This window comes from Cupriavidus sp. HE11 (genome assembly GCF_056097175.1).
Genome location: NZ_CP184464.1, coordinates 1,465,525 through 1,479,631 on the forward strand (window position 1 = coordinate 1,465,525; position 14,107 = coordinate 1,479,631).

Here is a 14,107-nt window from a genome sequence, read left to right on the forward strand (position 1 = left end):
CGCATGCGGGGCGCGTGCCACCATCGGGAAACTCCCGCGTCAGGGTTTTGGCGTATCGGCTGCGGTGCCGGTGCTGCCACGCGCGGTCAGTGGCGTGACTTCGGTGGCCGGCGGCGCCAGCTTGCGCAGCGCGGCTTCGCGCTCGGCAGGCGGCAGGTCGCCAATCTTGCGCGCGGCGGCATAGAAGCGCTCCCAGTCGCCGCCGCACTGCGCCAGCAGCGCGGTAAAGGCCGGCACCCATTGCTGGTACGTGGCCACGGCGGCCAGGTGGGCATTGGTCAGCGGCTGATCGAACCATCGGTCGTAGCCGGTATAGCCGGCCCATTCGACCTTCAGCGCCGCGTACTCCTGCCGCAGTTCGTCGAAAATGCGCGCCTTGCCCTGGCGCTTGGCTTCGTCGTCGAGCGGCGACTTGTACAGCGCCACGAGCTTGTCGCGGGTGCCGAGCAGCATCGCGCGGAACTGGCGGCGCCGGCCGTCATAGATCTTGTAGCTGGCGCGCGCGTCGGCCGATCCTTCCTGCGCCAGCCAGTGCTCCACGCCGGCCACTTCCACGGCCGTGGCAAACGACTCGTTGAAGGCGGTGTCGTTGCGCACGTACACCACCTGGTGTGCCAGTTCGTGGAAGATCAGCCGGGCCAGTTCGCCCTCTGGCTGGTAGACAAAGGTATTGAGCAGCGGATCGTCGAAATAGCCAAGCGTCGAATAGGCCGGGATGCCTGCCACGTAGGTTTCAAAGCCGTCGCGGCGCAATCCCTGGGCATAGTGATCGGCATCGTCCTGGCTGTAGTAGCCCCGGTACGTGATGCAGCCAACAATCGGGAAGCACCACTGGTGCAGGTCCAGCGACAGCTCGGGGGTGGCGAACACGCTCCACACCACATAGGGCCGGTGCAAATTGGCGTAACGGCGATAGCTGCCGTTGTCGGGGAGTTTCAGTTCGCGCGATGCGTAATCGCGGATGCGGCGCGCCAGTTCCAGCCGCTGCGCCAGCTTCTGGTCATTGGCACCGTTGGCGGTGGCGATGGCATCGTCCAGCGACTGCGCCGAAGCCATCACGCCCAGGTGGCCGCCGATCGACTGATAGTAATAGCCGACCGTATCGCAGCCGGCCGCCAGCACCGCCAGGGCGAGTATCGCGAGGATCCCCGCCAGGCGCCGGCGGGCCGGCCACCGGTTCATGATGCCAGGGCCTCGGCCCGCACCGCCTCCACTTCCACGAGGCAGTCATAGAAGACCGGCGCGCGGCCCAGGTCGGTCAGCTGCTGGCTGGTCAGTTCGTTGGCGTTCTTGCCGTCCGGGGCCAGCTTCTTCCACCAGATCGACAGGCCCACCACCAGGCCTTGCTTGGCGCGATCGGTCACGCGGGCGCGCGCCTGCATGCTGCCGCGGTCGTTGTAGGCACGGACCAGGTCGCCATGGGCGATGTTGCGCGCGGCGGCGTCCGCCGGATGAATATCCAGGTGCGGCTCGCCTTCGGTGTTGCGCAGGCTGTCGACGTTGACGAACGAGCTGTTCAGGAAATTCCGAGCCGGCGGCGAGATCATGGCAAGCGGATACCGTGCCGCCAGTTCCGGCGCCGACGACGGGGTCTCGTACGGCGCCACATAGGCTGGCAGCGGATCGAGCCCGTCGCGCGCCATGGCTTCCGAATAGAACTCGCATTTTCCCGAAGGCGTCGGGAAGCCACCGTTGGCAAACGGCGCCGCGTCGATATTGAGTCGTTGCCAGCCGCGCGCCTTCAGCGTGTCCCAGCTGATGCCGGCGGCTCGCTTGTCGTCGCGCAGGATGGCCTGGCTGGCGATTTCCTCGTCGGAATCGGCAAAGCACGGCTCGGCAAACCCCATGCGCGCGGCCAGCCGGCGGAAGATCTCCGTGTTCGGCAATGCCTGGCCCAGCGGCGCCACGGCCTGGTTGTTGGCCATGAAGTAGACGTGGCCGTAGGTCTTGTGCACGTCCACGTGTTCGAGCTGCGTGGTGGCGGGCAGCACGATATCGGCATAGTCGGCCGTATCGGTGCGGAAGTGCTCCAGTACCACCGTGAACAGGTCTTCGCGTGCAAAACCCTGCGCCACCCTGGCCGACTCGGGCGCCACCGCCACCGGGTTGCTGTTGTAGACCACCACGGCCTCGATCTTCGGGCCGTTGCCGCGCGTGCCGTCGTCCAGCAGCGCATCGCCGATCGTGCTCATGTTCACGGTGCGGGGCAGGCTGGGCCAGCCGGGCAGCAGGTCCGGGCGCTGCAGCGAAGCCGTATCGACCGGGAAGAAGCCCGACGTGGACAGCTGCAGGCCGCCCGCCGGCTGGCGCCAGGCGCCGACCAGCGACGGCAGGCATGCCACGGCGCGCACGGCCTGGCCGCCGCCCCGCACGCGCTGCACGCCATAGTTCAGGCGGATTGCCACGGCCTGGCGTTCCTTGACTGCCAGCTGGCCGTACAGGCCGGCCAGCCATTCGATGTCTTCCACCGGCACGCCGCAGATCTCGGCCGCACGGGCCGGCGGATAGTCCATCGCGCGCTCGCGCAGCGCATCGAAACCGACCGTGTGCTGCGCGATGTAGTCGTGGTCCAGCAGGTCGTCGCGGATCAGGATGTGGATCATCGCCAGCGCCAGCGCGCCGTCGGTGCCCGGCATCGGCGCGATATGACGATGGCACTTTTCGGCCGTCAGCGAGCGGTAGGGATCAATCGCCACCAGCGTGGCGCCGCGGCGCTTGGCTTCCTGCGCGCGGGTCCAGAAATGCAGGTTCGACGCAATCGGGTTGCCGCCCCAGATGATTACCAGCCTGGCATCGACCACGTGCTCCATGTCCATGCCGACGCTGGCGCCATAGGTGTAGCGCAGCGCCGTGGCGCCGGCACTGGCACAGATCGTGCGATCGAGCAGCGACGCACCGAGCTTGTGAAAGAACCGCGCGGCCATGCTTTCGCCCTGCACCAGGCCCATGGTGCCCGCGTAGCTGTACGGCACGATCGCCTCGGGGTTGCGCGCGGCGATGGTGCCCAGCCGCGTGGCGATCTCGTCGAGCGCGGCTTCCCACGAGATGGGCTCGAACTTGCCCTCGCCCTTCTTGCCGACACGGCGCAACGGCGTCAGCAGGCGGTCGGCGTGGTAGGTGCGTTCGGCGTAGCGCGACACCTTGGTGCAGAGCACGCCGCCGGTGGTGGGATGTTCCGGATCGCCGGCCACCTTGACGGCGCGGCCGTCCTCGACGGTGACAAGCAGCGCACAGGTATCGGGACAATCGTGGGGGCAGGCGGCGCGGACGATGCGGGTGGCCATGGTGGGCTTCGGCAGTCAGATACGGCGGGTGGGGCGCCCGGTACGGCGCATTGGGCGGGCCGACGGCGTGGCGTTTGTCAACGGCGTGACTGTGGCGCAGTGGCGTCGGCCAAACATTGCTGACCGGGAGAAATTGTTTGGCTCCGATTGTATTCGATTATGATGTGCCGGCGCAGTCCGGCCAAGGCCGTGGACTGTCCGGCCCCGCAGGGCCGGGAGCCGTACCGGCACAAGATCCGGACGGCATCCGCGGGGTCCGAAAGCAGCAAAGAAGCAACGAAGAACGTTTTACGGATTTTTGACGGGGATTCACATGGGTTTCACTTCTGGGGTCAAGCGCCGGCAGCTGGTCGGCCTGATGATGGCGGCCGCGCTCGCGGCCAGCGGCGTACCAGGCGCCGCGTTTGCCGCCAATACCACGCCTGCCGAGACCGGCGTAACCGCCGATACGATCCTGCTGGGACAATCGGCCGCGCTGACCGGCCCCACGGCCGTGCTGGGCAAGCAGATGAATGCCGGCGCGCGCCTCTACTTCGACTACATCAACAGCCATGGCGGCGTGTTCGGCCGCAAGATCGAACTCAAGGCGCTGGACGATGCGTACGAGCCCGACGAGGCCGTCAAGAACACGAAGAAGCTGATCGAGGAAGACCGCGTCTTTGCGCTGTTTGGCTATGTGGGCACGCCCACCAGCCAGGCCGCGCTGCCGCTGGTCGCCCAGGCCCGCATTCCGTTCTTCGCCCCGTTCAGCGGCGCGCAGACGCTGCGCGACCCATCCAACCGCTACGTTTTCCACGTGCGCGCGGGCTACGAGGAAGAGACCGCCGCCATCGTGCGCCAGATCCGCACCACGGGCCTGAAGCGCGTTGCCGTGGTCTACAACGACGACGGCTACGGCAAGGCCGGCCTGGCGGGCATCGAGCACGCCATCAAGGCGCTGCCTGCCGACAGTGGCGTGAAGCTGGTGGCGCAGTCCACCGTGGTCCGCAACACCGTGGAAATCGGCGATGCGATGCAGGAATCCATGAAGGCCAAGCCCGATGCCGTGGTGCTGATCAGCGCCTACCGCACGGCGGGTGCCTTCGTGAAGGAAGCCCTGCGCCGCAGCTACAGCGGGCAGTTCTATAACGTGTCGTTCGTGGGCACGCAGGCGCTGGCGAAGGAAGTGGGCCCGCAGGGCAGCGGCGTGATCATCTCGCAGGTGATGCCGCATCCGGGCAACGCCACCCTGCCGGTGGTGCGCGAATACCTGCGCCTGCTGCAGGCCGCCGGCAAGCAGAACGATTTCGACTACGCCAGCATCGAGGGCTTCATCGCCGCCAAGGCATTCGTGGAAGGCCTGCGCCGCGCCGGCAAGGACCTGACCCGCGAGCGCTTCGTCATGGCGCTGGAAAGCATGCGCAACGTGGACCTGGGCGGCTTTATCGTCCAGTTCGGTCCGGACAGCCACGTGGGATCGAAATTCGTCGAAATGACGATCATCAACTCGCGGGGCGTGGTCATTCGCTGACGGGAAGGACGGCGCCGGGAATCCCCTGCGAGCCCTGCGCTCACAGGGGAGCAGCTACCGGGTGACGCTATTTGCCAGGCCGCACGGAAATCGCCGTGGCCTCCGTATAGACGGCCTCGACCCGGTCCCCCTTCTTTATCTTCGCGAGCCGTTCCGGGTCTTCGACCATCAGGTCTACCGTGTGTCCCTTGGGGCCCTTCACAGTCACGGTCCTGGCATCGGCATTCACCGCGACAACGTCTGCCGTGACGGTGACTTCCCGGCCCATCGTCCCACCGGGCTTCGCGCCAGGCACGGAGCGGTCGGAGATCGCGCGCTCATGCCGGGATAGCGGCCCGCTGCCCTTCTTGAGGCTGAGCGTCAGGGCTTCCTTGTACTCCACCGTGACCACGTCGCCGAGATGGATCTGGTCGAAGTTCCTGGCCTCCTCGCCTACCACCACGTCCATTTCCTTGCCCTTGTCCGTTTTCAGCGTGACGGTTCTCGTCACCGGCACAATCTTGACAACCTTGGCCGTCGTCGTCGCGGTCCCTGTGGCCGTCATATTCTCGGGCCCTCGGGTCACATCCACCTTGGTTTCAGGCTGCGCCCGCGCAGCGCCGGCTACCGCCATCATCACGGCCAGGCCCAACAGCGTCTTCCTATTCATGACGTTCTCCTTCTTGTTACCAGGGACGGACAGGGCAGCACACTGACTGAATTGCCCGCCCACGGCCAACGCGGGGCTAGCGGACTTTCAGATCATGCCGCAATCCACATTAGTGTTCGCCCAAAGCAATTGCAAACCCGACGTGGACAGGACCGGCCGGGCTGGCACAGGCAACAGGAAGTCACGGGGAGTGGAGAAAACGCCGCCCGCCGCTTCACGCCATGTCATTCAGGTGACACGCCGACCACCTTAGCGGCGCAATCTCCTTCAGCACCGGCTGTTCCTCCTTGCAGCGCGGCATCGCATGCGGGCAGCGCGGGTGAAAATGGCAGCCCGGCGGCGGATTGAGCGGCGACGGGATTTCGCCCCGGATCGCCACATAGGTCTTCTTGCCAACCTCCAGCTTCGGCGCCTCGGCCAGCAGCGCCTGGGTGTAGGGATGGTTGGGCGACGCAAACACTTCCTCGGTTGGTGCCGACTCCACCACGCGCCCCAGGTACATGATCACCACGCGGTCGCTGATGTGCTTGACCACCCCCAGGTCGTGGCTGATGAACAGGTAGGTCAGGTTCAGCTCTTCGCGCAGGCGCATGAACAGGTTCAGCACCTGGGCCTGGATCGACACGTCGAGCGCGGCCACCGATTCATCGCACACCAGGAATTCCGGCTTCACGGCCAGGGCCCGGGCAATGCCAATGCGCGCACGCTGTCCGCCCGAGAACTGGTGCGGAAAGCGCCGCAGCACCGTGGGGTCCATCCCCACGCGCACGAGCATGTCTTCCACATAGGCCTTCTGCGCGCCCTTCTCGACCATGCCGTGCACGACGGGCGCCTCGCCGACGATATCGAGCACCCGCAGGCGCGGATTCAGCGACGCGTAGGGGTCCTGGAAAATCATCTGGATCGCCAGCTGCTTCTCGCGCCGCTTGTCGGGCGGCAGGCGGTCCAGGTCGGTGCCGCGCCAGAGCCGCTCGCCCTCGGTCAGTGAATGCAGCCCCACCGCCATGCGGCCGAGCGTGGACTTGCCGCAGCCCGACTCGCCGACCAGCCCAACCACCTCGCCGGTGCGGATCGCCAGGTCGACCTTGTCGACGGCATGCACCACTTCCATCTTCTGCTTCGCGCCGAACACATTGGCGATCTTCGCCGCCACGTCGAGCGACTTGACGAAGCGCTTGGACACCCCGCGCAACTCCAGCAACGGCGCGGGTGGCGTGGCGGCGTCGGGCGGCGCGTCCACCGCGGTGGCCTTCGGCGTATCGATCACGGGCGTACTCATGCGGCCTCCTGCTGGGCATGCACCGGGTGGAAGCAGCGCAACTGCCGGCCGTCTGGCGAAATAGCCAGTGGCGGGTCGTTCTTGCACACGTCGGTGGCGTACGGACAGCGATTGCGGAACGAGCAGCCGCCGGGCAGGTTCAGCAGCGACGGCGTCATGCCCGGAATCTGCCGCAACGGCGCACCGCGCGGATTGCGCGACGGCGCCGAGCCGATCAGCCCGTGCGTGTACGGATGATGGGGACGCTCCAGCACCTGGCGCACATCGCCCGATTCGACGATCTTGCCCGCGTACATCACGCAGACCTTGTCGGCCAGGCCGGCCACCACGGACAGGTCGTGGGTGATCCAGATCAGCGCCGTGCCCGACTCGCGGCACAGCGTCTGCATTTCATAGAGGATCTGGCCCTGGATGGTCACATCGAGCGCCGTGGTTGGCTCGTCGGCGATGATCAGGTCGGGCTTGTTCAGCAGCGCGATGGCGATGGCTACGCGCTGGCGCATGCCGCCCGAGAACTGGTGCGGATAGGCCTGCAGGCGCTCGTCCGGCGACGGAATGCCCACCCGCGCCAGCGCGTTGCGGGCGCGCTCGCGGGCGGCAGCCTTGCTGACGTCGTCGTGCGCGCGCACGGCCTCGATCATCTGTGTGTCGATGCGCAGGACCGGGTTCAGCGTCATCATCGGGTCCTGGAAGATCATGGCGATGCGATTGCCGCGCACGTCGCGCTGCTGTGCCGGTGTCAGGGCGCGCAGGTCGCGCGTCACGCCGTCGCGGCTGGTCAGGGCGATGCGGCCATCCACCACCTTGCCGGGCGGATCGATCAATCCCATGATCGAATAGCCGGTCATCGACTTGCCCGAGCCTGATTCACCGACCAGGCCCATGATTTCGCCACGGCCCACCGAGAAAGACACGTCGTCGACGGCCTTTGCCACGCCGGCGCGCGTGAAGAACTGCGTTTTTAGATTTTCTACGACCAGGGTTGGCTGGGTCATATCGGCTCTCCTGGTGTCTTACTGCGTCTGCAGGCGCGGGTTCAGCACGTCGCGCAACTGGTCGGCCACCAGGTTCATCGCCACGATGGTGACGACCAGCGCGATACCCGGGAAGAAGCTGATCCAGTACTTGCCGGACAACATGTACTGCTGTCCGTTGGCGATCAGCATGCCCAGCGACGGCTCCGTGACCGGCACGCCCAGCCCCAGGAACGACAGCGTGGCTTCGAGCGTGATGGCCGACGCCACCTGCAGTGCGGCAATCACGATTAGCGGCGGCAGGCAGTTGGGCAGCAGGTGCCGGAACATGATGCGCTGCGGGGGCAGCCCCAGGCAGGTGGCCGCCTCGATATATTCCTTGCGCCGCTCCACCAGCGCCGCGCTGCGCGTGGTGCGGGCATAGTAGGCCCACTGCACCGCCACCAGCGCGATCACGATATTGCCGATGCCGGGTCGCAAGAACGCCAGAAGAATCAGCGCCAGCAGGATCGGCGGGAACGACAGCTGCAGGTCGGCCACACGCATGATGAACGCCTCGGTGCGCCCGCCGACAAAGCCGGCCAGCAGCCCCAGGGTGGCGCCCAGCAGCAGGGCAATCACGGTGCTGACCACGCCCACGCCCACGCTGATGCGCAGGCCGTACATCACGGCCGACAGCATGTCGCGGCCCTGCTCGTCGGAGCCCAGCAGGAACGTCATGCCGCTGCCGGCCTGCTCGCCCGGCGCCAGGCGCGCGTCGAGCACGTCCAGCGTAGCCAGGTCATAGGGATTCTGGGGTGCCAGCAGCGGGGCGAAGATCGCGATCAGGATGATCAGCAGCAGCGTCACCAGGCCCACCACCGCGAGCTTGCTTTCGAAGAACTGCTGCGCGAAGCGGCGCCACGGGGTCTGGTCCTTGGCTGCCGGCTTCGGCTGGGTCGGGGCTTGCTGGGGGACGGTCGATGTGCTCATGGCTCAGCCCTTGTTGTCGGCAATGCGCACGCGTGGATCGAGCATGCTGTAGACGATGTCCACCATCAGGTTGATCAGGATAAACAGCGTCACGATCACCATCAGGTAGGCCACGATCACCGGGCGGTCTAGCAACTGGATCGAATCGATAATCAGCTTGCCCATGCCGGGCCACGCGAAGATCGATTCGGTCACGATCGCGAACGCGATGATCGAGCCGAACTGCAGCGCGATCACGGTGACGATCGGGATCAGAATATTCTTAAGAACGTGGACCCCGACGATACGGGTATTGGACAACCCCTTGGCGCGGGCGAACTTCACGTAGTCCTGCAGCATCGCCTCCTGGGTGCCGGCGCGCGTGAGCCGGATCACCATGGCGATATTCAGCAGTGACAGCGTCACGGCGGGCAGGATCAGGTGGCGGATACCGTCGACGGTCAGGAAGCTCAGCGGCACGCCGAGCACGCTGACGGTCTCGCCCCGGCCATTCGACGGCAGCCAGCCCAGCTGCACGGCAAAGACCATGATCAGCATCAGCCCCACCCAGAACGTGGGCAGCGAGAAGCCCAGGATCGAGACGGTCATGATGGTCTTGCCGGCCACGCCGTTCGGCCGCAGGCCCGCCCACAGGCCCAGCGGAATGCCCAGCAGGATAGCCAGCAGGATGGCGCACACCGCCAGTTCCAGCGTGGCCGGCATGCGTTCGAAGATCAGCTTGAGCGCCGGCGTGCCATGCGCGAACGACGTACCCAGATTTCCGTGCAGCGCGTTCTGCAGGAAGATCCAGTACTGTTCCCAGAGTGGCTTGTCGAGGCCGAGCGCGGCAATGGTGCGTTTGATGTCTTCCTGGTCGGCCTGCGGGCTGATCAGGATGTCGATCGGATTGCCGATCGCAAAAACGCCAAGAAACACGAGCAACGACATGACCAGCAGCACAACCACGCTCTGCATCAGTCGCCGGATGATGAAGACCAGCATTTTCCAGACGCCTATCCTTTCACCGGCGCGCGGTGGCGCACTGCCGGCGGGTTCGCGGCCCACGGGGGACATCGTGGGAACATCGCCCCGGCGTCTCGTGGACGACCGGGGCCGCGATCATACCGGAGCCGCCATCCATTGGCGGCGCCGCCCTGTCCGGCTGGCTTACTGGGCAGGCTTGAACAGGTGCGCGTAGGTGCGTTCGTCGGTACGCGGCACGTACGTGATGCCCTTCTGCGTGGCCCACGTGGTCACCTGATGGTGAACCGGGATGATGCCGCCGTCCAGCACCACGATGGCCGTGGCTTCCTGCAGCAGCTTGGACCGCTCGTTGTCATCCACGGTAGCCAGGGCCTTTTCCAGCACCGCATCCATCTTCGGATTGCAGTACTCGCCCCAGTTGGTCGTGCCGAAGCCCTTCTTCGAGTCTTCGCACGCCACCAGCGCGCGCAGCGGCGAGCTGACTTCGCCGGTCTGGGCGCCCCAGCCCACCAGGCCGAACGACCACTCATGCTTGATCGCCTTCGACGAGTACGTGGCCATCGGCATGCCTTCCACCTTGGTGTTGATGCCGATGCGGGTCAGGTTCTGCGCGATGGTCTGCGCGATCTTCTCGTCGTTGACGTAGCGGTTGTTCGGCGTATGCAGCGTCAGTCCGAAACCGTTCGGATAGCCGGCCTCGGCCAGCATCTTCTTGGCCGCCTCCGGATCGTACTTGAGCGTCTTGAGCGCCGGGTTGTAACCGAACAGCGTGGGCGGCACCAGGTTGTTGGTCGGCTCGGACAGGCCTTCCATCAGACGGTCCTTGATGCCCTGCCGGTTGATGGCGGTGCTGATGGCGATGCGCACGCGCGCATCCTTCAGCGGGTTCTTGTCCATCGGCTGGCCGTCCTTGGTCGTCACGAACGGCGACTTGTCGCGCTTGACGTCGAAGTACAGGTAGATCACGCGGTGCGAGATCTTCGAGAAGACCGACAGCTTGGGATCGGTGCGCACCTTCGGCAGGTCGGGCGTGGGCACGTTCTCGATGGCCTGCACGTCGCCGGACAGCAGCGCGGCCAGGCGCGTGGCCGGGTTCGGGATGAAGCGCAGCGTCACCTTGTCCCAGGCCGGCTTGGCCCCCCAGTAGTCGGGGTTCTTCACCAGTTCCACCCGGTCGTCGCGCGCATAGCTGACGAACTTGAACGGCCCGGTGCCGATCATGCCCTTGCCCTGTGCAAAGTCGTCCGAAGACAGGCCCTGCGTGGCCTTCTTCTGGACCATGAACACCGACGTCAGGTCATTGAGCATCAGCGGGTACGGCTGGTTCGTGGTCAGCTGGATCGTGTACTTGTCGATGATCTTCTTGTTGATGATCGCCTTGGTGTACACATCGAACTTGCCCGGGCTGTTGACGATGGTGGCCGGGCGGTCCAGCGACCACGCGATGTCGTCGGTGGTCAGTTCGGTGCCGTCATGCCACTTCACGCCCTTGCGGATCTTGAACTCCCACGTGAGGTTGTTGACCAGCTTCCACGACTCGGCCAGCCCCGGCACCACCTTGCTGTCGGGGTCGAGCTTGATCAGCGTCTCGAACACGTGTTCGGACACATTGATGTTCGAGAACAGGTTGTAGAAATGCGGATCCATTGAGGTCGGCGGCGAACTCATGGCGATCTTGAGATCGACCGCCTGGGCCTGGCCGGCCAGGCCGAGACCGAGGGCGCCGGTCAGCAGGACAGCACCGACCGCCTTGCCGACAGCCTTCTTGACGTGACGAAGGGACATCGCACGATTCTCCCAGTGGGAAGTCTTGAAATGACGATAAGGATCAGTCGCGCTCGTCTTCAAATGTCCCCGCGGGAGCGCCGCATTTTGGTGCGGCGTTCTGCTGGGCAACGTGGCGCGCGACCGGCCGGGCACTTCAAGCATGAACTGTTCCAGCAGTACAAGACGTCCGCCATGCGGGGAAACCCACCCGCCCGGAGGGCATTGGCCATGGTGCGCTGCGCCACTGCCGGCCTGCCGATGGCCGCCTGCCCGTGCGCCTGTCCCGGCAAATGTATGCCCGCTCCGGCACCGTGCACCGGCATGCGAACGGCGTCGCCGGCAGGTGCCTGGAACGCCTTGTTTTGGCGCTTCTACGATAGGCGTCGTATGATCGGGGGTATCCAATTGCCCCATTTGCCCGGACCGGCATCATGAAGCTCATCCCCGAAATCCTTCAGGCGCAAGCCGAAATCCGCACTATCCGACGTGACATCCACGCGCATCCCGAGCTGTGTTTCGAGGAACAGCGCACCGCCGACGTGGTGGCCAGGAACCTGGAATCCTGGGGCATCGAAGTCCACCGCGGCCTGGGCACCACCGGCCTGGTCGGCATCATCCGCAATGGCAAAAGCGCCAAAACCATTGGCCTGCGCGCCGACATGGACGCGCTGCCGCTGCAGGAAGCAAACACCTTCGGTCATCGCTCGCAGCACGAGGGCAAGATGCACGCGTGCGGCCACGATGGTCATACGGCGATGCTGCTCGGTGCGGCACGCTACCTGGCCGAGCACCGCAATTTCGACGGCACGGTTCACCTGATCTTCCAGCCGGCCGAAGAAGGCGGCGGCGGCGCCCGCGAGATGATCAAGGACGGGCTGTTCGACCGTTTTCCGTGCGATGCCGTGTTCGGCATGCACAACTGGCCGGGCATGCCGGTCGGTTCGTTCGGCACCACGGCCGGCCCGCTGATGGCGTCGAGCAACGAGTTCAAGATCACCGTGCGCGGCAAGGGCGCGCACGCGGCCATGCCCCACAACGGCTGCGACCCGGTCTTCACGGGCGCCCAGATCGTGTCGGCGCTGCAGGGCATCATCACGCGCAACAAGCGCCCGATCGACACCGCCGTGATCTCGGTCACGCAGTTTCATGGCGGCGATGCCACCAACATCGTGCCTAATGAAGTCTGGCTGGGCGGCACGGTGCGCACGTTCACCGTGGAGGTGCTGGACCTGATCGAGCGACGCATGGAAGAGGTGTCGCGCGCCGTGGCCCAGGCGTTCGATTGCACGATCGATTTCGAATTCCGCCGCAACTACCCGCCCACCATCAACAGTGCGGCGGAAGCCGAATTCGCGGTGGGTATCGCCAGCGAGCTGGTGGGTGCGGACAACGTCGACGGCAACGTGGAACCGACCATGGGCGCCGAGGACTTCTCGTTCATGCTGCAGGAAAAGCCGGGCTGCTACCTGTTCATCGGCAACGGCGAAGGTTCGCATCGCGAAGCCGGCCATGGCATGGGCCCGTGCATGCTGCACAACCCCAGCTACGATTTCAACGACGAACTGCTGCCCGTGGGCTCCACGTTCTTCGTCAAGCTGGTGGAGAAATGGCTGGCGCCGGCCTGAGCCGGCACGGACTGACCTTCCAGGCGACGCACGATGCCCCATACGCTGCTGGATGACACCACGGCGGCGCGATTTGCCCAGGTGGCGCTCGACAACATCGTGCGTCCGTACCCGTACAAGGTGGACCACCTGATGGTGGACGCCAACGACCTGGCCGCGCCCGCCGTCAATCACCCGGTCTTCTACGGCAGCTACGACTGGCATTCGTCGGTACACATGCACTGGCTGCTGGTGCGGCTGCTGGTCTTGCGCCCGAACCTGGCGGATGCCGGCCGCATTCGCGAGACACTTGACACCCAGTTTCGCCCGGAGGCCTTTGCCACGGAACTGGCGTACTTCGAGCGGCCGGGCTCCCGGACCTTCGAGCGGCCGTACGGCTGGGCGTGGGTGCTACGGCTGCAGGCCGAACTGGGCGCGCTGGGGCTCAAGGACCCGCAGGCCGCCAGATGGGCCGCCGCCTGTGCACCGCTGGCCAACCATCTGGCACAACGCCTGATGGACTACATCGACGTCGCCGATTTCCCGGTTCGCACCGGCACCCATTTCAACAGCGCGTTTGCGCTGGTCATGGCGCTGTTCTACGCCAGGCAGGACCAGCACCCCGCCCTGCGCAAGTCGATCGTGCGCAGGGCCCATCGCTGGTTCGCGCACGACCTGCGCTACCCGGCCCGTTACGAGCCGGGCGGCGACGAATTCCTGTCAGGCGGCCTGATGGAGGCCGTGCTGATGCAACAGGTAATGGACGACTGTGGCTTTGCCGAATGGTGGGAGTTGTTCTCGCCGGGACAGGCCGAGCTTGGCACCTGGTTGACGCCGGTGTCCGTCGCGGACCGGACCGATCCGAAGATGTCCCATCTGGACGGGCTGAACCTGTCCCGCGCCTGGTGCTGGCGCCTGCTGGGACCGGCCTTGCCGCCCCCATTGCAGCCGCTGGCCGTGCGGGCGTGGTCCGACCATCTGGAGGTGTCGCTGCCGCAGGCGGTGGAGGGCCACTACGTGGCGACGCACTGGCTTGCCACCTTCGCGCTGCTGGCGCTGGAAGACCTGAGCGTCGGGTGACGCCTCGCAAGCCTCGGTCCGGCGG

Annotated in this window: 11 protein-coding genes; 3 read left to right on the forward strand and 8 right to left on the reverse strand. The window is 65.8% G+C overall.

Going from position 1 to position 14,107, the window contains the following annotated elements; translation table 11 throughout:
* Nucleotides 1-39: 39 nt before the first annotated feature.
* Both ACOABP_RS06795 and ACOABP_RS06800 read right to left on the reverse strand, forming a co-directional pair.
* Nucleotides 40-1,182 (reverse strand): aminopeptidase, encoded by a 1,143-nt coding sequence (locus ACOABP_RS06795; RefSeq protein WP_474227501.1) that lies wholly within the window; start codon nt 1,180-1,182, stop codon nt 40-42.
* A complete protein-coding gene (locus ACOABP_RS06800; protein WP_474227502.1) occupies nt 1,179-3,284 on the reverse strand; it encodes a molybdopterin-containing oxidoreductase family protein in 2,106 nt (701 codons plus the stop codon). Before ACOABP_RS06800 ends, ACOABP_RS06795 begins: the two co-directional genes overlap by 4 nt.
* A gap of 313 nt (nt 3,285-3,597) precedes the next feature.
* Here ACOABP_RS06800 and ACOABP_RS06805 point away from each other — a divergent pair, with 313 nt between their 5' ends.
* Nucleotides 3,598-4,794, forward strand: coding sequence for an ABC transporter substrate-binding protein (locus ACOABP_RS06805; RefSeq protein ID WP_474227503.1), 1,197 nt, complete (start codon nt 3,598-3,600; stop codon nt 4,792-4,794).
* A gap of 67 nt (nt 4,795-4,861) precedes the next feature.
* Here the strand turns inward: ACOABP_RS06805 and ACOABP_RS06810 are convergent, their stop codons facing one another.
* The 6 genes from ACOABP_RS06810 to ACOABP_RS06835 all read right to left on the reverse strand — a co-directional run bounded on the left by ACOABP_RS06810 (nt 4,862) and on the right by ACOABP_RS06835 (nt 11,416).
* A complete protein-coding gene (locus ACOABP_RS06810; RefSeq protein WP_474227504.1) occupies nt 4,862-5,443 on the reverse strand; it encodes a hypothetical protein in 582 nt (193 codons plus the stop codon).
* A 214-nt stretch (nt 5,444-5,657) separates the two neighbouring features.
* Nucleotides 5,658-6,722 carry an ABC transporter ATP-binding protein gene (locus ACOABP_RS06815; RefSeq protein ID WP_474227505.1) on the reverse strand — a complete coding sequence of 355 codons (1,065 nt, stop codon included), beginning with the start codon at nt 6,720-6,722 and terminating at the stop codon, nt 5,658-5,660.
* A complete protein-coding gene (locus ACOABP_RS06820; protein WP_474227506.1) occupies nt 6,719-7,717 on the reverse strand; it encodes an ABC transporter ATP-binding protein in 999 nt (332 codons plus the stop codon). Before ACOABP_RS06820 ends, ACOABP_RS06815 begins: the two co-directional genes overlap by 4 nt.
* Nucleotides 7,718-7,735: 18 nt before the next feature.
* Nucleotides 7,736-8,668: an ABC transporter permease gene (locus tag ACOABP_RS06825; RefSeq protein WP_474227507.1), complete on the reverse strand. Its 933-nt coding sequence runs from the start codon at nt 8,666-8,668 to the stop codon at nt 7,736-7,738.
* A gap of 3 nt (nt 8,669-8,671) precedes the next feature.
* Entirely contained in the window at nt 8,672-9,649 is a 978-nt protein-coding gene (locus ACOABP_RS06830) for an ABC transporter permease (RefSeq protein WP_474227508.1), read from the reverse strand.
* 165 nt (nt 9,650-9,814) lie between these two features.
* Nucleotides 9,815-11,416 (reverse strand): ABC transporter substrate-binding protein, encoded by a 1,602-nt coding sequence (locus ACOABP_RS06835; protein WP_474227509.1) that lies wholly within the window; start codon nt 11,414-11,416, stop codon nt 9,815-9,817.
* Between the two features lie 413 nt (nt 11,417-11,829).
* Between ACOABP_RS06835 and ACOABP_RS06840 the strand changes: the two genes are divergently transcribed.
* Nucleotides 11,830-13,023, forward strand: coding sequence for a M20 aminoacylase family protein (locus ACOABP_RS06840; protein WP_474227510.1), 1,194 nt, complete (start codon nt 11,830-11,832; stop codon nt 13,021-13,023).
* A 33-nt stretch (nt 13,024-13,056) separates the two neighbouring features.
* Complete coding sequence (locus ACOABP_RS06845; RefSeq protein WP_474227511.1) at nt 13,057-14,082, forward strand: DUF2891 domain-containing protein; 1,026 nt, start codon at nt 13,057-13,059, stop codon at nt 14,080-14,082.
* The last annotated feature ends 25 nt before the right edge of the window (nt 14,083-14,107 follow it).